Source organism: Nonomuraea dietziae, from assembly GCF_014195505.1.
GTDB lineage: Bacteria > Actinomycetota > Actinomycetes > Streptosporangiales > Streptosporangiaceae > Nonomuraea > Nonomuraea roseola.
In genome coordinates, this window is the sequence record NZ_JACIBV010000001.1 from 7,943,461 (window position 1) to 7,964,498 (window position 21,038).

Sequence of the window (21,038 nt, forward strand, 5' to 3'; positions counted from 1 at the left end):
CAGGAGTCAGAGATTGCAGTCTTCGTCCACGCCGGGAGGCGAGCATGCCGGAATCGGCAGGCTCGCGGCCACGATCGAACGCCTGCGCCGTGAGGTGCAGGAGGCCCAGCAGGCGGCGGACGGTCGTGCGCTGATCGAGCTCGCCAGGGGCATCCTGATCGAACGGCTGCAGTGCGGCCCGACGCAGGCGGCCCAGCAGCTCGCCACGCTGGCGGAGGAGGCCGGCGTCTCGCCTCTGGAGCTGGCTGTCGACCTGATCAACCAGGCCGCGCGCGACCGGCTGGCCTATGTGGCGAGCGAGTTCCTCGGCGAGGCCCCGCCGGCGGAGACCCGCAGCTCCGCGGTACGGCTGCGCGCCGCCGAGACCGGGATCGTGCACGCCCCCGACACCCAGGCGGTGGCCGTCTCGCTCCTCGAGCACGCGCTGGGACCGCTCGGCGCCACGGCCGTCGCCGTGTGGGCCGCCGGGCCTGACGCCTCGCTCAGCCTGGCCGGTTACGCGGGCTTCAGCAGCGAGGAGGCCAGGCGGTGGCACTACGTGCCGCCAGGGGTCACCACGGCGGCGCGCAAGGCGCTGACCGAGCGCAGCACGGTCTGGTTCGACTCGCTCAGGCATGCCGGGCTGCCCACGATCGGGCACCGGCAGCTGTCGGGAGGGCGCGTCACCGTGCCCGCGGGCACGGGGGGCCGGTTGCTTGGCGTGCTCGAGATCGCCTGGCCGCATGACCTCGAACCGCCGTCGCCGCAGATCCGCAAGCAGGTGGAGGCGCTGGCCGAGCTGGTCGCCCACACCCTCGAAGTGCCCGCGGGCGAGTTGCCCGTCCCCGCCGGCGACGCCTACTCCGAGCTGGTGGACCTGGCCGACGGCCTGCACGATCCCGCCCTGGTCCTGACGCCCCACCTCGACGGCCAGGGTCACCTGGTCGACTTCCACATCAGCCACGCCAACGGCCCCTTCCTCGACCCTGCGGGCCGTCCGAGGGGCGAGGTCGTCGGCACGATGCTGCTGGAGACCTATCCGCTGCTGGCGGGCGACGGCGGCATCTACGAGAAGGTCCAGCACGTCTACGCCACGGGCGAGCCGTTCCGCGCCGACCGGATGGCGCTCACCACGCTCGTCGACCAGGTGCCGCTGAGCGTCGTCATGCGCCTCAGCCTCAGCCGCCAGGGCGGCGGCGTGCTGGTGGTCTGGGCGATACTCGACGAGACGACCCGTCTGGCCAGGCTGCTCCAGCACGCCCAGCGCCTCGGCCGCATCGGCGGCTTCGAGGAGGACGCCGTCCTCGGTGAGATCACCTGGAACGAGCAGCTGTTCGAGCTCTACGGCCTCGAGCGGTCGGCCGCGCCCATCCCGATCGACAGGCTGGCCGAGCACGCCCACCCCGACGACGTCCCCGAGGTCGGGCGCTTCCTGCGCGCGCTGCTGCACCACCGGCGCCCCGCCTCGCTCACCTTCAGGCTCCTGCGGCCCGACGGCATCAGCCGTCACATCCGCGTCATCGCCGAGCCGGTCTTCGACGACCGTGCCACGCTGCTGGCCATCCGCGGCGCCTTCCAGGACATCTCCGCACAGCACTGGACCGAGGTGGCGCTGGCGGCCACGCAGGACCAGCTCGTCCAGACCGAGCAGCAGGCCGCCGAGCAGAACCGCCTGGCGCTCCAGCTGCAGCAGGCGATCATGCCGCCCACCCGGGGGCCCATGGACGCCTTCGACCTGCAGATCGCCGTCCGCTACCGCCCCGCGGAGAAGGAGCACCTTGTCGGCGGCGACTGGTACGACGCCATGGTCCTGCCGTCCAAGCAGATCCTGCTGTCGGTGGGCGACGTCGCAGGGCACGGCATCGAGGCGGCCACCGGCATGGTCATCCTGCGCAACGCCCTGCGAGGGCTGGCCGTCACCGGAGCGGGGCCGGCCCAGCTGATGTCCTGGCTGAACCTCGTCACGCACCAGATGATCGACAACATCACGGCGACCGCGGTCTGCGCGCTCTACAACCCCGAGACCAGGGTGCTGCGCTGGGCCAGGGCCGGGCATCTGCCGCCCATCCTGATCCGCGAGGACAGGGCCGCCGAGCTGCCCATGATCGGCGGGATCCTGCTGGGCGCGGTGAGCGAGGCCGACTTCGAGGAGGGCCGCATCGAGCTGCAGCGCGAGGACACGCTGCTGATGTACACCGACGGCCTGATCGAGCGGACGGACACGACGCTGGAGGACACCCAGCGCCAGCTCCTCGTCTCGGCCAGCCGGCGCGCCCCCAGCCTGGAGGAGCGGCTGGACCACCTGCTCGCGAACAACCGCTCCGACACCGACGACGACACCTGCCTCATCGGCGTCGGCCTGCGCTGACCCTCCGCCGACCACGGGCGGCCGTTCCCGTGGGATGACGTCGTCGGCAGGCGGCGGAAGACGATTCGCGCGTGCGGCGAAGTGTGGGTGACAGTCGATCCTTCACCCGGAGGCACCCGCACATGACCGAGACCGCGACGTGACCGCCGACGTGGGCGAACAGGTGACGGACGCCGAGCTCGCGGCCGGGTTCGCGCGCGACCCCGAGCTGTTCACCGTCGTGCACGACAGGCACTTTCGCGACATCTATCTCTACGTGGCCGGACGGCTGGACGCACAGGCGGCAGAGGACATCGCCGCCGAGACGTTCCTGACCGCCTTCAGCAGGCGCGGCAGCTTCGATCCAGGACGCGGCAGCCTGCGGCCCTGGCTGTTCGGCATCGCCACCAACCTGGTGGCGCGTCACCGGCGCAAGGAGGCCCGCCACTACCGGGCGCTGTCCCGTCTGGGCCCCGAACCGGCGGCCGAGGGGCACGAGAACCGGGTCGTCACCTCGGTGGCCGCCCAGCGCATGCAGCCGCAGCTGGCCAAGGCGCTCGCCACGCTGCCCAGGGGCGAGCGCGATGTCGTGCTGCTCGTCGCCCTTGGCCAGCTCAGCTACGACGAGGTGGCCGAGGCGCTCGGCATCTCCCCAGGCACCGTGGGCTCCAGGCTCAGCCGCGCCCGCGCGAAGCTCCACGACGTCATCGACCAGGAGGCAGTCCATGGATGACCTGCAGACTCTCGCCACCGTGCTGGCCAGGCCCGAGCCGTCCGCCGAGGTGGTCGAGCGCAGCAGGCGGCGGCTCCAGCGCAGGATCCGAGGACCGGTCCGCGTGTACAGGAGGCCGAGCCTGCTGATCAGCGGCCTCGGCCTGACGGCCGCGGCGGCCGCGGCTGCGGTGGTGATCGTCTCGGGGACGACCGCGCCCACGGCCACCCCGAACAGCCCGCCCGCCGCCGCCCAGCTGTCCGCCCGCGACGTCCTGCTCACGGCCGCCGCCACGGCGGAGCGGGTCCCCGAGGGCACGGGCGCCTACTGGCACGTCAGGACGGACACGAGAGAGGGTTCGCCCTTCGAGAGCTGGACCAGCCGCGACGGCAGGGCCTGGTTCAGGGGAGCGAAGACGGAGGGCGAGGTGGTCGAGATCCACCGGCCCGTCCCGTTCAGGCTGGGCGGGCCCGAGGTGAGCTTCGAGCAGCTCGAGGGGCTGCCTACCGAGCCCGACGCGCTGAAGGCGTGGATCGCCGGCAACCTGGAGCGGAGCGACGTCAGGACCAGCGCCGGACGGCCGGACGCCGCCATGCGGGAGCAGTTCGTCTTCGACGGGCTGATCTCCCTGGTGTGCCAGTTGCCCGCCCCGCCGGAGGTTCGCGCCGCCGCCTTTCGCGCGATCGCCGCCTACCCGAACGTCGAGAGCCTCGGAGCGGTCGAGGGCGGGCAGGGCCTGCTCATCTCCTTGCCGGAGGGGAGCCAGGTGAGGCAGGCGCGGCTGGTCGTCGATCCCGGGAGCTCGCAGGTCCGCGACGCCAACTTCTTCGTCACCACGGACGGCGGGGTGGCCTGGGTGCCGGACGGCAGCGCGAAGCTCCTCGCCGGGTGGACGGACGAGCTGCCCGAGTAGGCCGCCCGGCGGACGGCAGGGCGACGAGGACGGTGGCCCCGTCGCCCTGGCGAACGCGGATCACCGCCCCTGGTGATACCTGAACAGCTTGGGGCCCTCAGCGAAGTACACGTCTCCTGACCCGTGCACCGCGAGCTGGTGCACGGGTCCGTCCTTCAGGACGGCGTGCCGCCCGGTGAACGGGTCGAGGGAGAAGACCGAGCGTCCCGCGTGCGCGCCGTACAGCCGGCGATCACGGGGGTTGAACGCGAGCTGCCCGCTGGAGCTCTTGCTGTCGGACAGCGTGACCCGCTTGACCACCTTGCGCAGGTGGGTGTTGACGGCGAAGACCTCGCCGCCCGCGACGCCCCACAGCCTGCCCAGGGAGTCGAAGGCCAGAGCCGGGACGGCAGGCTTGCCAGGAGCGGGGGTGATCTCCCACAGCATCCTGTTCTCCGCCACCGACCAGGCGAAGAGCCTGGCCTCCTTCTGGGTGGGCGGGGTGGCCGACTGGCCACTGTAGATGGAGGTGCCGCCGTAGACGACGCCGTCGCGGTAGGCGAGCGAGACGATCGACTGGTCGGTGACCACGTTGCGCTGGGAGTGCCTGAGCCTGCCCTCGACCGGGTCCCAGATGGCCAGCACGCCGCCGAGGTGGCCGAGGTCCGGCATGGTGCCGACGGCCAGGTACCGGCCCGCGGACACCATGGCCCTCGGTCTGATCTGCTTGTCGGCCGCGAGGTCGAACAGCCTGGCCGGGTTGGGCGCGGGGCCAGGCTCGGGGCTCGGGGAGTACTCGGTGCTGTTCCACGGCAGCTTCGGATCGTAGGAGTAGACCCTGGCGTCGGGGTAGGCGCCGACGTAGAGCCTGCCGTCGTGGCTGACCATGTCCTCGCTCTGCGAGAAGGTGTGGAACTCCTCGGCCTTGCCCGTCTCGGCGTTCATCGCGGCGAAGCCGCCGTTGAGGAAGCCTCCCGCGTACATGCGCCCGTCGGGGCCCTGCGACAGCGCCGTCACGTCGATCGGCTCGCCCCTGATGCCGGACTGGACGAACGACTTGGCGCCGGTCTGCGGGTTGTAACGGAACATCATGCCCCGCCACAGCAGGCCCACGAGGCTCTTGCCGGGGTAGTCGGGCAGGCCGAGCTCGGCCCAGCCGATGCCCCGGGTGTTGGCGACCCTGCCGGTGACCGGCACGCCCGTCGGCGTGGTGGTCTTCGTCCTCGGGTCGTAGCGCACCAGCTCGCCCGCCTTGACGAAATAGACGCGCCCCTCCTCGTCGGGGGGTGACACGTCCAGGCCGTGCGCGGGGTCCACCGTGTCGATCCATGTGCCGGAGGCGAGGTCCCACACGTGCAGCGGACCGGGGAAGGCGCCGCCGAACCGCACGTAGAGATGGCCCGCCGCCACGTTCACGTCGTAGGCCCACTTGCCCGCGGGGTCGAGGCCGGGCGGCAGGGGCAGCTGCCTGACGGCGCCGCCGGCCGCGTCGATCTCGAAGAGCGCGGCGGGGGCCTCCGTTCCCGCGTAGATCTTGCCGTCGGCGTAGGAGACGCTGCGGACGTAGGCGTGCGAGGGGGAGAGCCTGCCGTAGTCGCGTACACCGGTCGCCGGGTCGTAGCCGAACAGCCTGCCGCCCGGCGACGTGCCGCCGTAGACGGTGGCGCCCTCGCCCGCGGCCAGCGTCCAGACGAAGGTCTCACCCCGCAGGGGGTTGCCGAGGTCCTTGACGCCGTCCTTCTCCGTCCAGCGGAACAGGTGGCTGTCGCCGTAGGTGCCGGCGTAGACGCTGCCGTCTGGGGTGGCGTCGACCGCCCACGCCCCGCCCGCGTCCGGCAGGTCGAACCTGGCCACCTCGGCCCCTGTGGCGGGGTCGACGGCGTTCAGGTGGGCGGGGACTCCCGAGGAGGCGCTCCAGATCACGGTCTTGCCGCCGGGGCCCGGCGCGACGACGCCGCCGAGGAGGAGCACGTCCTGCAGGGGAACGCCGAGGTCCTCGATGACGGGAGGCGCGGCGTAGGCGGGGGACGCGGTGAACACGGCGGTGGCCGCCATCCCGGCCGCGATCAGCCTGCGAATTAAGGTCATGACCGGAAACCTAAGAACCGGTCTTGGTGTCGTCAAGACCTGGATTCCGGTTCAGACCGAATCTGGAGGAAGCCGGTCTGCTCCGTCAGGCGTCGCCGGATGCCTTGAGCTTGTGCGCCTCGGCGATCAGCTCGTAGGAGCGGATGCGGTTGGCGCCGCCGTACACGCCGGTGGTGATCATCAGCTCGTCGGCCCGCGTGCGCTCGCGCAGGGCGCCCAGCCCCGCGCGGACCTCCGCGCCCGTGCCCTTGACGACGTTGCGGAGGTAGCCGTCGACGAAGGTCTGCTCGACGTCGGAGTACGGGTAGGCCTCCGCCTCCTCTGGCGAGGGAATGGGCGAGGGCCGCCCGCGGCGCAGGCGGAGCATGGCGAGGGCGAGCGTGCGCGACAGGCGGAGCGCCTGCTCGGAGCTGTCGGCGGCGACGGCGCTCACGCCGATCATCGCGTACGGCCTGTCGAGCCACCGCGAAGGGCGGAACGTCGAGCGGTAGAGGTCGAGCGCCGGCTCGGTGTTCTCCGCGCTGAAGTGGTGGGCGAAGGCGAAGGGCAGGCCGAGCAGCCCCGCCAGCTGGGCGCTGAAGCCGCTGGAGCCCAGCAGCCAGATGGGCGGGCGGTCGGCGTTGAGCGGGTAGGACTGCAGGCCGCCGGGCGCCTCGCCGTCGAGGAAGGCGGTCAGGGCGGAGACCTCCTCGGGGAAGGCGTCGGCGTCGCCCCTGCGCATCGCGCTCGCGGTGGCGGGATCGGTGCCGGGGGCGCGGCCGAGTCCGAGGTCGATGCGGCCGGGATGCAGGGCGTGCAGGGTGGCGAACTGCTCGGCCACGATGAGCGGCGGGTGGTTGGGCAGCATGACGCCGCCGGAACCGAGGCGGATGCTCTCGGAGTTGGCCGCGAGGTGCGCGATCAGGACCGCGGGGGAGGAGCTGGCCACGCTCGGCATGCCGTGGTGCTCGGCCACCCAGTAGCGGTGGTACCCCCATCGCTCGGCGTGCCGTACGAGCTCGGTGCTGGTGCGCAGGGCGTCGGTGGCGGTGCCGCCCTCGCTGACGGTGGCCAGGTCGAGGATGGACAGGGGGACGTCGGCCTCGCCTCGCGCGAGGCCCCTGATCTGATCGGTCATTCCTCGGGCAACCAGGGAAAACGGAGGGTTATTCCATTTCCGCTCCGCCCGTCGCCTTCGCCGGACAGCAGGCGGCGGCCGCCCCCCTGGGGGACGGCCGCCGGCTGGAGGGAGGGGGCTTACGGGCGGTTCACTCCGAGGGTGTAGGAGCCTGAGCCGCTGTAGGCGTGCACGCGGTAACGGTAGTAGCCCGCCGAGCCGTTGTAGCTGATCGATTCGTCAGGGTTGGGGCTGTCGCTCGTGGCGACCGTGGCCCACGAGGAGCCGTTCCACTTCTGCAGGTAGAGGTCGAAGTCGACGCCGCTGGGGCCGTCCAGGCAGCCGGCGTGGGTGCCGGACACGGTCGACTGGTAGTAGGAGTTGTTCGGCTGGTACTGGTTGGCGCCACTGGCCAGCGACCCGTTGTAGGTCTCGCGGTAGTTCTGGCAGCCGGTGGGCGGGTTGCCGCCGCCGGTGACCAGGGTGAGCCCGTACGCCGAGAGGATCTCGTTGACCGGCTGGAAGTAGGTGGTGCCGCCGGAGCTGCAGTTGCCCGAGCCGCCCGAGGTGACGCCCTGGGCCTGGTTGCCCGAGATGTAGGAGCCGCCGGAGTCTCCTGGCTCGGCGCACACGCTGGTCCTGGTCACCTCGTTGACGGTGCCCTGGGGGTAGGTGACGCTGGTGTTGAGCTGCTGCACGGTGCCGCAGTGCCAGCCGGTGGTCGATCCGGCCCTGCAGATGGAGGAGCCGACGGGCGCGACGGTGGAGCCGTTGACCGGGATGATGCCCGCGCTGTAGCCGTTCACGACGCCGACGGGGGTCCAGCTGGTGTTGACCTCGACCCAGGCGTAGTCGTTGCCGGGGAAGGACGAGCCGCGGAAGGTGCCCTGGGCCTGCTGGTTGGCGCCCCGGGTGGTGGCGCCGACGCTCCCGCAGTGTCCTGCGGTGACGAAGCCGCCGTTGGTGCCGGGCTTGGTGACGGAGAAGCCGACCGAGCAGCGCGAGCCGCTGCCGATGTAGTAGGCGTCGCCGCCGCGGATGTCGGCGTAGGGCACGGGCTGCTCGCTCGACTGCTCCACCCTGATGAGCGCCTTGTCGGCGCCGCTGGCCGCGATGAACGCCTCGGCGTCGGCGGGCACGGAGGAGAGGATCACGACGCTGTTGGTGGGCACGTCGACGTACCAGACCGGCGCGGTCTTGGGGGCCTTGTCCGCCGCCTTGTCGAGGGCCTCCTTGGCGGCGTCGAGCTTGGCCATGGAGTGGGCGACGACCCTGAGCTCGGCGCCGGAGACTCGGCGCTGAGACGGGTTGGTGGTGGCGACGACGAGCGTGCTCTCGGGGCCCTCGACCCAGGCGCCCGCGTAGTCGGCGCCCAGGCGCTTGGCGAGCCCTGGTGCGGTACGGCCGGCCTTCTGCTCGTTGACCAGACGCTTCTTCGCCTGCTCCTCTGTGAGGTTCAGGTCGCGCTGCATGGCCTTGACCAGTCCGTCGGGCGGGTTGCCCGCCGGGGCCGAGGCGACCGCGGGGGTGGCGGTCAGCGCTAACGCGCCGATCGCGATGGCGATCAGCGTGCGGGTGCGAAGCATGGGGGTCTCCTTCGCTTGCTGGGGGTGCCGTCAACGTAACGGCCGTCCAGACGGCGGAGGAGCTACCACTTCACCCCTATCGCGGTGTTATGGGGAGGTGCCCCAGCCGGGGTTGCGCACCAGCCAGTCGTGGTAGACGGGGCTGCGCCGTACGGCGTCGGCGTGGGCGGCCTTGGCGTGCTCGGCCACCCACGACGCGCAGGGAGAGGCCGGGTGGTGGCCGAGGACCTGACGCCACCGCAGCGGAGCGCCCGCGAGCGGCACCATCACCAGGCCCTGGGCGAAGGGGTGGGTGGCCTGGCACAGCACCACCGCCCTGCCCACCTGGGCCAGGTGGACGCAGGTGGCCACGTCGGTCTCGTACATGGTGGAGGGGGTGAACCCCGCCCGTGTGCAGGCGGCGGCGAAGCAGTCGCCGAAGCAGCCGTCGCCGGGGGTGACGGCCCACTGTTCGTCCGCCAGGTCGGATAAGGCCAGCTCCTTCGCTCCCGCCAGCCGGTGGTCCTCGGCGAGCAGGACGAAGACGGGGTCGATCGCGATGGTGATCCAGGTGATGTCCCCGGCGGGCGGTCCCTCGCCGCACGCGCCCGCCAGGACGTAGTCGAGCCTGCCCTGGGCGATCATCGAGGCCAGCTCGCGCGCCGACCATGAGGTGTAGGTGCTGACGGGACCGGCCGCGGCCAGCCGGTCCACCAGGCCGCCGAGGACGGGCCCGTTGGTCGCGCCGATGCGGTAGCCGCCCTCCGTGGCGTTGGCGAAGCGCAGCGCCTCGTCCTGCAGTTCCTGCGCGGCGGGAAGCAGCACGCGAGCGCGCGAGAGCACGAGCTCGCCGAGCGGCGTGGGCCTCGCGCCGTAGCGGTCACGCTCGAAGAGCGTGCCACCGAGCGCGCGCTCGATGCGTTTGAGCTGGGCGGTCAGCGCCGGCTGGGCCACCCCGAGCCGGGTCGCCGCCTTGCTGACGCTGCCCGACTCCGCGACCGCTCGGACGATCTTGAGGTGCCGGAGCTCGAGGTCCATACCGGGAACGTAAAACCGCCACAACGTCCCCGCAATCCCCATATGTCAGGAAAATTGACGGATGTTGTGGGGAGGGTTCTCCGGGTAGGTGAAGAGGCATGGGAATCGATCCAAAGGACCTTTCGGAAGACGACCTGATGCGCGAGCTGGCACACCTCTACCAGACGAGGATGGAGGCGCTCATGCACGGGCCCGACGACGCGCTGGCCCGGCACACCTCGCGCACCAACGAGCTGGAGAGCGAGTACCTGCGCCGCCACCCCGACCGCGACATCGACCCCGGACGGTTGAGGGAGGGGGCGAGGGCCAGGTGAGCAGGCCCCACGACGTCCAGTCCCTGTCCGGCACCGACCTGACCGTCTACGAGGCCGTCGCGGCGATCGCGGTCGGCGGCGAGACGGCGTCGCTGCCGGGCGTGGCCGGGATGACGGGTCTGACCGAGGAGCAGACGCGGGCCAGCCTGGCCACCCTCGTGGAGAGAGGCCAGGTGGTGCCCAGCGGCGACGGGTTCACGCTGGGTCGTCACGACTTCGAGGTCGACTACTGACCCAGGGCCCTCAGCACCGCGGCCTGCTCGGCGGTGACCCCTCGGGCCCGCTGGGCCGCGGCCTCGACGGGGTCCATACCCGCCGCGCACCAGGCGGCGACCTCCTCGACCGGCACCGCCCCCCACCACGAGGTGACGAGCGAGACCGCGTCGACGCCCACGCGCGCGGCCTCCGCCGCGGTGAAGCCCAGGGCGGCGAACAGCCGCGCGTCACCGGGGTCGATCCTGCGCCTGGCCCACTGCTCGGCCTCCTGCCCGTCCCACCCGGCGTCGGCGTACCCGCGCGCGACGTCGGCGGGGATCCCCGCGCGCAGCAGCTGCCTGATCGGGCCCGCGGGCACGGCGGGGGCCTTGGAGAACCACGACACCCTCCTCGGCCGCTCGCCGCACAGGTGCCTCCTGGCCGCGTCGTGCGGAGCCACGCCCAGCTCGTGCCAGCGCACCGCCTCGGTGGGCGTCATCCCCGCCCGCTGCCAGGTGATGACGGTCTCGGGCGTGGCCCCCGCCGTGCGCCAGAGCCTGGCGTCGCCGGGATCGTCCACGCCCGCTTCCCTCCACGCGGAGGCGTGCGCGGGTTCGAAGCCCGCGTGCCGCCAGCGCCGCATCTCCCCCTGCGTGAACCCCTCCCACTCGCTCTCTCTCATGCCGCCACCCGCACCACGCGCGCCCACGGGGGAGTGGGGCGCTCCTCCAGCAGGCAGACGATCACCTGCGCACGCGGACGGCGTTCGGGCCACGGGGTGTCGCCGTCGGTGAGGGCGATCAGCACATCCGGCCTCAGAGCGCGCGCCGCCTCGAACCCGGCCCGCAGATCGGTGCCCCCGCCTCCCACCAGCTCGACGTCCGCGGCCCTGGTGACCCGCTGGACCGGATGGGCCGCCGCGTCGCAGCAGACCACCTCGACCTGCCCCGTTCCGCAGGCGCGCAGGATGCCGTCGATCTCGCCGAGCACCCGCCGCAGCGCGGGCTCGGTGACGCTGCCCGAGGTGTCGACCAGGACGACGACGCGCGGCAGGGGCCGTACCAGCGAGGGCAGCACGACGCCCTGGACGTTGCGCCTGGAGGGGCGCCGGTAGCTGTAGTCGACCCTGCCGGAGGCCTGGGCGAGGCCACGCCGTACGAGCGCGGCCAGCACGACCCGCCAGTCGGCCTGCGGGCGCAGGATCGACTCGGCCCAGCGCCGCCAGCCGTACGGCGCCTCGCCTCTGATCCGGGAGGCGACCGCCCTGGCCAGCAGGTCGCGTTCAAGCGCGGACATGACGGCCGGCCCGGTGAACGGCGCGCCGGCGCAGGCCTCCAGCTCGGGCGGCACGTCGATGAGGTCGAGCAGCCGGTGGTACTCGGCGGCCATCAGGCCGCTCGGCAGGCCCAGCCTGTCGGGGGTGACCGCCGTGGCGGGCGCGCCGTCGAGGTCGTCGTTGATCTCCGCGTCGTGCGCCGTGTTCCAGCGGGGGCCGTCCTCTCCCACGCCGAGGTGCCCGCGCAGCAGGTGCCCGACCTGGTGCAGCAGCGACCAGGCCAGCTCCTCCACTGGCACGGGTCCCGGGCCGAGGTGCAGGTTCCAGTTGGCGTCGGCGCACGCGCCCTCGGCGTCCTCGTGGACCAGGGGGGTCAGCGCGAACAGCGCGGAGGCCAGGTAGGGCGCGCGGGTGGCCGCCAGCAGTCGCGCCGCCGCGAAGCGCTCCATCACGCTCGTGCCCCCGCTCATCGCAGCAGTCCCGCCGCGCGCAGGATCGGGGCCAGCTCCAGCATCGCGGAGGGCAGCTGCGCGCCGTACGGGCGGGCGGCCGCCAGCGACCGCGCCGCCCCCGCCGCCACGTCAGGCGTACGGCGGGCGACCCTCGCGATGAGCGGCCAGGCCCGCTGCCAGGTCTCCGCTCCGCCGTCGGCGGCCACGTAGGCCACCACCGAGCCGAGGACCGCATGCACCCTGTCGAGCCGCTCGGGCAGCGGCGCACCGGGATCGGACAGCAGCGTCTCGGGGTCGGGCAGGTCGAGGTCGCGCAGCCACGACAGCAGTTCGAAGCCCGCCGCGTCGCCCACCGCCCCCCGCACCAGCTCGGCCGCGACCTCACCGTGCGCGCAGGCCACCGCGATCGCGGCCAGCTCCCACGTGCGCGGGCTCGGCCACGCCCTCGCAGGCCCGTCGGGAACGGCGAGCACGAGCTCGGGCCGCACCCGCAGGAACGCACCCACCAGCGCCTTCGCCCGGCCCACCGCCGCGGGCGAAGGCACGGGCCATGCCCCCACCTCCGGCACGGCGAAGCCGCCCGTGAAGCCCTCGGCCACCGAGACCGCGCTCACCCGCCAGTCGAGGTGGATCAGCCGGTTGGCCAGCGGGGCGGACAGCTCCCACCCGTCGGCGGCCTGCTCGGGCGGGTTGGCCGCGGCGACGATGCGCACCTCACCGGGAAGGGCCAGGTCGCCCACGGTCCTCTCGAGCACGACTCTGAGCATCGCGGCCTGGACGGCGGGCGGCGCGGTGGTCAGCTCGTCGAGGAACAGGATGCCGCGCCCCGCCCTGGCCAGCCGCTCGGCCCAGCGGGGCGGCGCGAGCCAGGTGCCGCCCTCTCTGATCACGGGAAGGCCCGCGAAGTCGCTGGGCTCCCTGATGGAGCCGACGACCACCTCGACGGGGAGCCCGAGGCTCGCTCCCAGCGCCAGGACGGAGGAGGTCTTCCCCGTTCCCGGCGCGCCCCACAGGATGACAGGGAGGTTGGCGGTGACGGCGACGGCCAGCGCGTCCATGGTGGTTCCACCTCTGTGCGTCAACTGATGTTGACGTCAACTCTGGTTGACGCACAGAGGTTTTGTCAACGTGGTCAGATGGGCCGGATGCGGGACCAGACGAGGAAGACGCCGCCCACGACCGCCATGGAGATGCCCGTCCAGAGGTTGACGGGGGTGCCGAACACCCCCGCCACGATCAGGATCACCCCGTAGACCAGGAAGAGCCCGCCGATCACCAGCCTGATGTCCTTCACAGGATCACTCCGTACATCGCGATGGCCAGGACGACCGCCCCCGCGCCGAGCAGGACGGGGGAGCGGTACCACTTCGCGTCTCCCGCGAGCGCGTCGTCCTCGAGGTCGACCGTGAGCCCGTAGACCAGCCCGCGCAGCTCCGAGTCCGGCTTCGCCGTGGTGACCAGGGTGACGACCACCGACACGAGCACGTCGACGCCGAAGGCGATGCCCGCGCCCCAGAAGCTGGCGTTGAGCTCGGTGCCGAACGCGACCACGCCGGACTTGTAGAGGATGTAGGAGGTGAAGGCGGCCAGCGTCCCCGCCAGCAGGCCCCAGAAGCCCGCCCACGGCGTCATCCGCTTCCAGAACAGCCCGACGATGAACGTCGCGAACAGCGGCGCGTTGAAGAAGGAGAACAGCGCCTGCAGGTAGTTCATGATGTTGCTGTAGCCGGCGGCGATGAACGCCGTCCCGACGCCCATGAACACGCCGACGACGGTGGCGATCCTGCCGACCCGCAGGTAGTAGCCGTCGGGGCGGTCCTTGACGAGGTGCGCCTGCCAGATGTCGTTGGTGAAGACCGTGTTGAACCCGCTGATGTTGGCCGCCATGCCCGCCATGAAGGAGGCCAGCAGCCCGGTGACCGCGACGCCCAGCACGCCGTTGGGCAGCAGGTCGCCCATCAGCAGCGGGATGGCGTCGTTGTAGGCCCTGTCCTGCCCGAGATCGCCGAAGAGCACCAGCGCGATCAGGCCGGGCAGCACCGTCACCAGCGGGATGAAGATCTTCGGGTACGCGGCGATGATCGGGGTGAGCCTGGCGGCGTTGGTGTTGCGCGCCGACAGGGCCCGCTGCACCTCGGCGAAGTTCGTGGTCCAGTAGCCGAAGGACAGCACGAAGCCGAGCCCGAAGACGATGCCGATCCAGTGGGCGTGCATGGGGTTGTCGCCCGCGGTGCCCGCCCAGGTGTGCAGGCCGCCCTCACCGAGCGGGCTCTGCCGTACCTTCTCGAACAGGCCCGACACGCCGCCGACCTTGATCAGGCCGAGGACGGTCAGCGGGATCAGTCCCGCCAGGATCACGAAGAACTGCAGCACCTCGTTGTAGATCGCCGAGGACAGGCCGCCGAGCGTGATGTAGGACAGCACGATCACCGCGGAGACGACCACGGAGACCGGCAGCGGCCAGCCCAGCAGGGCCTCCATGACCAGCGCGAGCGCGTAGAGGTTCACGCCCGCGATGAGGATCTGCGCCACCGCGAAGGTGATCGCGTTGAGCAGCTGGGTGGCGCCGTTGAAGCGCCTGCGCAGGAACTCGGGGACGCTCCTGACCTTGGAGCGGTAGTAGAAGGGCATCATCACGATGCCGAGGAAGACCATCGCGGGGATCGCGCCGATCCAGTAGAAGTGCACGGTCATCGCGCCGTACTGGGCGCCGTTGGCCGCCATGCCGAGGATCTCGATCGCGCCCAGGTTCGCCGAGACGAAGGCGAGTCCGGTGATCCACGCGGGTAACCCACGTCCCGCGAGGAAGAAGTCGAGGCTGGTGGTGATCCGACGGCGGGCGGCGAACCCGATGGCCAGCACGGTGGCGAAGTAGATCGCGATGAGGGCGTAGTCCAGCAGGTTGACGTCGAGTCGCACCGCAGCCCGCTACCCCGGAAAATCACCGCATCACCTGGCAAAAATGTGACAAGTTCGCACGCCCCCGCCAAAGGGGAGGGTACCGCCACTCCTGACACGGCAACTCAGGGGGCACGCGGTGAAAGCACAGGTCATCGGCGGTGTGCTGGCCATTGTGGGGCTGCTGGCCGGCTGCGGCACGGCGGGACAGTCCGGCCAGACAGGCGGCGCCAGGGGCGGCACCGCCAGCCCGAACGCCATCGGCTCGATCGACGAGGGCTTCAAGATCGGCCTGTTGCTGCCCGAGTCGAAGACGGCCAGGTACGAGAAGTTCGACAGGCCGTACATCACCGCCGACATCAAGGCCCAGTGCCCCAAGTGCGAGGTCGTCTACAACAACGCCAACCAGGATCCCAACCAGCAGCAGCAACAGGTCGACTCGATGCTGACCAACGGGGTGAAGATCCTGATCCTCGACGCGGTGGACGCCAAGGCCATCGCCTCCTCGGTCGCCAAGGCCAAGAGCCAGGGCGCGAAGGTGGTCGCCTACGACCGGCTGGCCGGCGGTCCCGTGGACGCCTACACCTCCTTCGACAACCTGCAGGTCGGCAAGGCGCAGGGACAGGCGCTGCTGGACGCGATCAAGGCGGGGGGCGACCCCAAGCGCGGCCCCATCGTCATGGTCAACGGCTCGCCCACCGACCCGAACGCCGCCGACTTCAAGAAGGGCGCCCACTCGGTGCTCGACGGCCAGGTCACGATCGGCAAGGAGTACGACACCCCTGACTGGAGCCCCGACCAGGCCAACACCGAGGCCGCGGGCGCCTTCACCGCGCTGGGGGCCGACAAGGTGATCGGCGTGTACGCGGCCAACGACGGCATGGCGGGCGGCATCGCCAGGGCCATGCAGAACGCGGGCGTCAAGAAGGGCACCCCCCTGACCGGCCAGGACGCCGAGCTCGCCGCGATCCAGCGGATCCTGCTCGGCACCCAGACGATGACGATCTACAAGCCGATCAGGCCCGAGGCCAAGAACGCCGCCCAGCTGGCGATCAGCCTCGCCACGGGGCAGGGCGTCACCGGCACCACCACCGTGGACAACGGCGCCAACTCCGCCATCCCCGCGCAGATCATCGCGCCGATCGTGGTCACCAAGGAGAACATCAAGGACACCGTGATCAAGGACGGGTTCTGGAAGGTCGAGGAGATCTGCACCGCGGCAGTGAAGCCGGCCTGCGTAGCGGCTGGGATCTCCTGAGATGGCTCCGGTCCTCGCCCTTGAGCGCATCTCCAAGCGGTTCGGCGCCGTCCAGGCGCTGACGGACGTCGAGCTCGAGGTCGACGCGGGCGAGGTCGTGGCGCTGGTCGGCGACAACGGCGCGGGCAAGTCCACGCTGATCAAGGTGATCGCGGGGGTGGGCCCTCCCGACGAGGGCCGCATCATGTGGGAGGGCAGGCAGGCCACGATCGCCACCCCCTCCGACGCCCAGGCTCTCGGCATCGCGACCGTCTACCAGGACCTCGCGCTCTGCGACAACCTCGACGTGGTCGGCAACCTCTACCTCGGCAACGAGATGACGACGATGGGCGTCCTCGACGAGGTCGCGATGGAGAAGCGCTCGCGCGATTTGCTGGAGACCCTGTCGATCAAGATCCCCAGCGTGCGGATCCCCGTGGCGTCGCTGTCGGGAGGCCAGCGGCAGACGGTGGCCATCTCCCGCTCGCTGCTGGGCGACCCCAAGATCGTGCTGCTGGACGAGCCGACCGCCGCGCTCGGCGTCGAGCAGACCGCGCAGGTCCTCGACCTGGTCGAACGGCTGCGCGGCCAGGGGCACGGCGTCATCCTGATCAGCCACAACATGGTCGACGTCAAGGCCGTGGCCGACCGCATCGCGGTGCTCAGGCTCGGCCGTAACAACGGGGTCTTCGACGCGAAGACCACCACCCAGGAAGAGATCATCTCGGCGATCACCGGCGCCACCGACAACGCCGCGTCCCGCAGGAGCAGGAGGCTCAGTGAGTGAATCCCCGGTCGACCCGCGGCTGGTGGTCAGCGAACAGGGTCTCACTGGATACCTGGGCGAGTTCAGGCGGAAGGTGAAGGGCGGCGAGCTCGGCCCGCTGCCGGTGGTCATCGGCCTGATCGTCATCTGGCTCGTCTTCCAGAGCCTGAACAGCCAGTTCCTTTCCGCGCAGAACCTGTCCAACCTCAGCGTCGACATCGTCCCGACCGGGTTGATCTCGGTGGGCATCGTGTTCGTGCTGCTGCTGGGGGAGATCGACCTGGCGGCGGGCGCGGTCAGCGGCGCCTGCGCGGCGGTCCTGGCCGTGCTCAACGTCAACATGGGCATGAGCCCGGGCCTGGCCATCCTGCTCGCCGTCGCCGTCGGCGCCGTGCTCGGCCTGATCCACGGCTTCTTCTTCGCCAAGATCGGGGTGCCCTCCTTCGTGGTCACGCTGGCGGGCTTTCTCGCCTGGACCGGCTTCCAGCTGTGGGTCCTCGGGCCCAACGGCACCATCAACCTGCCGAGCGACGGCTTCGTCGCCGGCCTGACCAGCACCTACTTCATCTACGTGATCGCCGCCTACGGCCTGGCGGCGCTGGGCGTGGCGGGCTTCCTCGCCGTGTCGCTCATCGGCAACAACAGGCGCCGCGCGGCGGGGATCCCGTACAGGACGACGGGCGACATCGTCTTCCGCACAGTCGTGCTCGCGGTGGTGGCCTTCGGCGCGGCCTACATCCTCAATCTCTACCAGGGGCTCCCGCTCGCGCTGCTGATCTTCCTGGTGGTCGTCGTCGGCACGGACTTCGTGCTGCGCCGTACCAGGTACGGGCGCAGCATCTTCGCGGTCGGCGGCAACATCGAGGCCGCCAGGCGGGCCGGCATCAACGTGCCGTTCATCAGGATCTCGGTCTTCGTCATCTCGGGCTCGTTCGCGGCGGTCGGCGGCATCTTCGCCGCCTCCCGCATCTCCAGCGCCAGCCAGGCGACGGGGCAGAGCAACGTGCTGCTGATGGCGATCGCGGCGGCGGTGATCGGCGGCACCTCGCTGTTCGGCGGGCGCGGCACCACGTACTCGGCGCTGCTGGGCATGCTGGTCATCCAGTCGATCGCCTCAGGGATGGCGTTGCAGGGTGTCAGCAACTCCATCCAGTTCATGGTCACGGGCGCGGTGCTGCTGGCCGCGGTGGTCATCGACTCGATCTCGCGCAGGAGCCAGAAGGCGGCAGGCCGGGCGTAACGTGGGGTCATGGCAGACCCCCGGAGTGCCTTGACCCCCGACCAGGCCCGGCGCCGCTTCAGGGCGGGGGAGCGCAGACCGACAGCGGGGTGGTGCGACGGCTGGACCCAGGCCAACCTGATCGCGGTCCCCGAGAGCCTGGCAGGCGACCTCAAGCTGTTCGCCGAGCGTAACCCGCAGGCCTGTCCCGTGCTCGACGTCGGCGAACCAGGAGCCACCAGCACCGCGATCTTCAACGGCGACCTGCGCACCGACCTGCCCGGCTACCGCCTCTACCGCGAGGGCAGACCGGTCGCCGACCTCGACGAGGTCGTCGAGCACTGGCGCGCCGACCTCGTCCCCTTCCTGATCGGCTGCAGCTTCACCTTCGAGGCGGCGCTCGCGAGGGCGGGCGTCCCCGTGCGCCACGTCGAGCTGGGCGTCAACGTGCCGATGTACCGCACCGCCGTGGCCTGCGCTCCCGCGGGGGTGCTCCACGGCCCGCTCGTGGTCTCGATGCGGCCGGTACCCGAGGCGCTGGTGGCCACCGCGATCGAGGTCAGCGGCCGCTACCCCCGGGTGCACGGCGCGCCCGTGCACGTGGGCGACCCCGCCGCGATCGGCATCGGCGACCTGTCGCGTCCCGACTTCGGCGACCCCGTTCCCGTACGGCCGGGCGAGGTGCCCCTGTTCTGGGCCTGTGGCGTCACCCCGCAGCAGGCCGTGATGGCCTCCGGCGTCGAGTACGCCATCGGCCACCTGCCGGGCCACATGGCGATCACCGACCTTCGAGAGACCTAGCCAGGTGCTTGGCGGTGTGCGTGGAGGCGTGGACCAGCTGCGCGGGCGTGCCCTCGAAGACCACCTCGCCGCCGTGCCGGCCTGCCTCGGGTCCCATGTCGATCACCCAGTCGGCGCGCTTGACCACCTCGAGCTCGTGCTCCACCACGATGACGGTGTTGCCCGTGTCGACGAGGCGGTCGAGCAGCGCCATCATCGTGTCGACGTCGGCCATGTGCAGCCCTGTCGTCGGCTCGTCGAAGACGTAGACGTTGCCGCTCTCGCGCAGCCGATGGGCCAGCTTCAGCCGCTGCCGCTCACCGCCCGACAGCGTGGTGAGCGGCTGGCCCAGCGTCAGGTAGCCGAGGCCGAGCTCGCCGAGCGTCGCCAGCCCCTCGAGCCCGAACAGCTCGTGCGCCTCGTCGGCGGTCATGGCCAGCACGTCGGCGATCGTCCGCCCCTCGTAGCGGTGCGAGAGCGCCTCGGAGCTGTAGCGGCGGCCCTCGCACGTGTCGCAGACGGTGGTCACCGGGTCCATGAACGCCAGATCCATCGTGATCGTGCCCCTCCCTCCGCACGCGGGGCAGGCGCCGGCCGCGTTGAAGCTGAACAGGCTCGCGTCCACGCCGTTCGTCTCGGCGAAGAGCCTGCGGATCCTGTCCATGACGCCGAGGTAGGTGGCGGGGGTGGAGCGGATCGATCCGCCGATCGCCGACTGGTCGATCGCGATGCCCTCGGCGTACGTCATGAGCGTGCTCTTGCCCGAGCCCGCCACCCCCGTCACCGCCGTGAGCACGCCGAGCGGCACCCTGACGCTCACCTTCTTGAGGTTGTGCAGCGACGCTCCCTCGATGGGCAGCCAGCCCTTCGGCTCGCGGAGCTCGGGCTTCAGGCCCGTGATCCGCCTGAGCATGCGGCCGGTGAGCGTCCGCGACCTGCTCAGCCCGGCCACCGTGCCCTCGAAGACCACCTCGCCTCCGCTCGCACCCGCCCCTGGACCCATGTCGACGACGTGGTCGGCCATGGCGATGATGTCGCGGTCGTGCTCGACGACGATCACCGTGTTGCCCGCGTCGCGCAGTTCGAGCAGCAGCTCGCCGAGCATGTGCACGTCGCGCGGGTGCAGGCCGGCGCTCGGCTCGTCGAAGATGTAGGTCAGCCCCGACAGCGACGAGCCCAGGTGCCGCACGGTCTTCAGCCGCTGCGCCTCGCCGCCCGACAGCGAGCTGGTCTCCCTGTCGAGGCTGAGATAGCCGAGCCCGATCGCCTCGATCCTGTTCAGCGCCTCGATCGCGGGCTCGGCGACGCCGTTGCCGAGCCCCCTGAGCGTCTCGGCCAGGTCGCTGATCTCCATGGCGGAGTAGTCGGCGAGGTTGAGCCCGTCGATCCGCGAGGCGAGCGCCGCGGCGTTGAGCCGCGCGCCCGCGCAGGCGGGGCAGGGGCCCTCGGTGATCATCCGCCTGGTCGCCTCGGTGTCGCGCTTGAGGTGCAGGCGGTTGAAGCGGTCCACCACGCCTTCGTAGGTGCCGCGCTCCAGCTTGAACTTCTCGCCGTGAAGGAGCAGGCGCCACTCCCGCTCGGTGAACTCGCCGACCGGCTTGTCCAGGTCGAACAGGCCGGAGTCGGCGTACAGGCGCCAGGCGTAGGAGCCGACGGGGAAGACCCTGATCGCGCCCTCGTTGATGGAGAGCGTCCTGTCGATCGCCAGGTCGAGGTCGAGGCGCACGGCCCTGCCCAGGCCGTGGCATTCGGGGCACATGCCCTGGGGGTCGTTGAAGGAGTAGGCGGTCGCGGGGCCCGCCGACGGCGTGCCGTACCTGGAGAACAGCACGCGCAGGATGGGATGGATCTCGGTCATGGTGCCGACGGTCGAGCGGGCGCCGCCGCCCACCCGCTTCTGGTCGATGACGACCGCGGGGGTCAGGTGGGCCAGCCGTTCGGCGAGCGGACGCTCGAACTTGGGCAGCCTGTTCCTGATGAAGGCGCTGTAGGTGGCGTTCATCTGCCGCTGCGACTCGGTGGCGACGGTGCCGAAGACGACTGACGACTTCCCCGAGCCCGACACGCCGGTGAAGACGGTCAGCCGCTCCTTGGGCAGGCGGAGGGAGACGTTCTTGAGGTTGTTCTGTCGAAGTCCGGCGAGAAGGATGTCCATTCAGCCACTCCCAATAGCTTTGGCTACTA

The 21,038-nt window shown here is 71.2% G+C and carries 19 protein-coding genes; 9 read left to right on the plus strand and 10 right to left on the minus strand.

Annotated elements, in window-relative coordinates:
• The first annotated feature begins 13 nt into the window (after positions 1–13).
• The 3 genes from FHR33_RS37805 to FHR33_RS37815 all read left to right on the plus strand — a co-directional run bounded on the left by FHR33_RS37805 (position 14) and on the right by FHR33_RS37815 (position 3,951).
• Entirely contained in the window at positions 14–2,347 is a 2,334-nt protein-coding gene (locus FHR33_RS37805) for a SpoIIE family protein phosphatase (protein ID WP_246452308.1), read from the plus strand.
• Between the two features lie 139 nt (positions 2,348–2,486).
• Complete coding sequence (locus FHR33_RS37810) at positions 2,487–3,059, plus strand: RNA polymerase sigma factor (protein ID WP_183658344.1); 573 nt, start codon at positions 2,487–2,489, stop codon at positions 3,057–3,059.
• A complete protein-coding gene (locus FHR33_RS37815; protein WP_183658347.1) occupies positions 3,052–3,951 on the plus strand; it encodes a CU044_5270 family protein in 900 nt (299 codons plus the stop codon). The genes FHR33_RS37810 and FHR33_RS37815 overlap by 8 nt, the downstream gene beginning before the upstream one ends.
• Positions 3,952–4,011: 60 nt before the next feature.
• Here FHR33_RS37815 and FHR33_RS37820 read toward each other — a convergent pair whose 3' ends face one another.
• The 4 genes from FHR33_RS37820 to FHR33_RS37835 all read right to left on the minus strand — a co-directional run bounded on the left by FHR33_RS37820 (position 4,012) and on the right by FHR33_RS37835 (position 9,717).
• Complete coding sequence (locus FHR33_RS37820; protein WP_183658350.1) at positions 4,012–6,018, minus strand: PQQ-binding-like beta-propeller repeat protein; 2,007 nt, start codon at positions 6,016–6,018, stop codon at positions 4,012–4,014.
• Positions 6,019–6,103: 85 nt separating this feature from the next.
• A complete protein-coding gene (locus FHR33_RS37825; RefSeq protein WP_183658352.1) occupies positions 6,104–7,135 on the minus strand; it encodes an LLM class flavin-dependent oxidoreductase in 1,032 nt (343 codons plus the stop codon).
• Between the two features lie 119 nt (positions 7,136–7,254).
• Positions 7,255–8,700 carry a S1 family peptidase gene (locus FHR33_RS37830; protein WP_183658354.1) on the minus strand — a complete coding sequence of 482 codons (1,446 nt, stop codon included), beginning with the start codon at positions 8,698–8,700 and terminating at the stop codon, positions 7,255–7,257.
• Positions 8,701–8,787: 87 nt separating this feature from the next.
• The gene (locus FHR33_RS37835; RefSeq protein WP_183658357.1) at positions 8,788–9,717 is read right to left on the minus strand and encodes a LysR family transcriptional regulator; all 930 of its coding nucleotides are present in this window, start codon (positions 9,715–9,717) and stop codon (positions 8,788–8,790) included.
• A gap of 98 nt (positions 9,718–9,815) precedes the next feature.
• Between FHR33_RS37835 and FHR33_RS37840 the strand changes: the two genes are divergently transcribed.
• Positions 9,816–10,031 (plus strand): DUF6158 family protein, encoded by a 216-nt coding sequence (locus FHR33_RS37840; RefSeq protein ID WP_183658360.1) that lies wholly within the window; start codon positions 9,816–9,818, stop codon positions 10,029–10,031.
• Positions 10,028–10,264 (plus strand): hypothetical protein, encoded by a 237-nt coding sequence (locus FHR33_RS37845; RefSeq protein ID WP_183658363.1) that lies wholly within the window; start codon positions 10,028–10,030, stop codon positions 10,262–10,264. Before FHR33_RS37840 ends, FHR33_RS37845 begins: the two co-directional genes overlap by 4 nt.
• Here FHR33_RS37845 and FHR33_RS37850 read toward each other — a convergent pair.
• The 5 genes from FHR33_RS37850 to FHR33_RS37870 form a co-directional block, all read right to left on the minus strand.
• A complete protein-coding gene (locus FHR33_RS37850; RefSeq protein ID WP_183658366.1) occupies positions 10,258–10,908 on the minus strand; it encodes a hypothetical protein in 651 nt (216 codons plus the stop codon). The genes FHR33_RS37845 and FHR33_RS37850 overlap by 7 nt on opposite strands.
• Complete coding sequence (locus tag FHR33_RS37855) at positions 10,905–11,972, minus strand: vWA domain-containing protein (RefSeq protein ID WP_183658369.1); 1,068 nt, start codon at positions 11,970–11,972, stop codon at positions 10,905–10,907. The genes FHR33_RS37850 and FHR33_RS37855 overlap by 4 nt, the downstream gene beginning before the upstream one ends.
• Complete coding sequence (locus FHR33_RS37860; protein ID WP_183658372.1) at positions 11,969–13,012, minus strand: AAA family ATPase; 1,044 nt, start codon at positions 13,010–13,012, stop codon at positions 11,969–11,971. Before FHR33_RS37860 ends, FHR33_RS37855 begins: the two co-directional genes overlap by 4 nt.
• Before the next feature lie 74 nt (positions 13,013–13,086).
• On the minus strand, positions 13,087–13,248 hold the full coding sequence (locus FHR33_RS37865; protein ID WP_183658375.1) for a hypothetical protein: 162 nt from the start codon (positions 13,246–13,248) through the stop codon (positions 13,087–13,089).
• Positions 13,245–14,873, minus strand: coding sequence for a sodium:solute symporter family protein (locus FHR33_RS37870; protein ID WP_183658377.1), 1,629 nt, complete (start codon positions 14,871–14,873; stop codon positions 13,245–13,247). Before FHR33_RS37870 ends, FHR33_RS37865 begins: the two co-directional genes overlap by 4 nt.
• Before the next feature lie 118 nt (positions 14,874–14,991).
• Here FHR33_RS37870 and FHR33_RS37875 point away from each other — a divergent pair, with 118 nt between their 5' ends.
• From FHR33_RS37875 to FHR33_RS37890, 4 genes are read left to right on the plus strand one after another with little or no spacing between them, the layout of a single operon-like run.
• Positions 14,992–16,110: a sugar ABC transporter substrate-binding protein gene (locus tag FHR33_RS37875; protein WP_312895902.1), complete on the plus strand. Its 1,119-nt coding sequence runs from the start codon at positions 14,992–14,994 to the stop codon at positions 16,108–16,110.
• A 1-nt stretch (position 16,111) separates the two neighbouring features.
• The gene (locus FHR33_RS37880) at positions 16,112–16,876 is read left to right on the plus strand and encodes an ATP-binding cassette domain-containing protein (protein ID WP_183658379.1); all 765 of its coding nucleotides are present in this window, start codon (positions 16,112–16,114) and stop codon (positions 16,874–16,876) included.
• Positions 16,869–18,095 carry a sugar ABC transporter permease gene (locus tag FHR33_RS37885; RefSeq protein ID WP_183658381.1) on the plus strand — a complete coding sequence of 409 codons (1,227 nt, stop codon included), beginning with the start codon at positions 16,869–16,871 and terminating at the stop codon, positions 18,093–18,095. Before FHR33_RS37880 ends, FHR33_RS37885 begins: the two co-directional genes overlap by 8 nt.
• Positions 18,096–18,104: 9 nt before the next feature.
• Complete coding sequence (locus FHR33_RS37890) at positions 18,105–18,875, plus strand: putative hydro-lyase (protein WP_221241416.1); 771 nt, start codon at positions 18,105–18,107, stop codon at positions 18,873–18,875.
• On the opposite strand, the gene FHR33_RS37895 is transcribed toward FHR33_RS37890, so the two are convergent.
• Positions 18,853–21,009 (minus strand): ATP-binding cassette domain-containing protein, encoded by a 2,157-nt coding sequence (locus FHR33_RS37895; RefSeq protein WP_183658383.1) that lies wholly within the window; start codon positions 21,007–21,009, stop codon positions 18,853–18,855. The genes FHR33_RS37890 and FHR33_RS37895 overlap by 23 nt on opposite strands.
• Positions 21,010–21,038 lie beyond the last annotated feature (29 nt).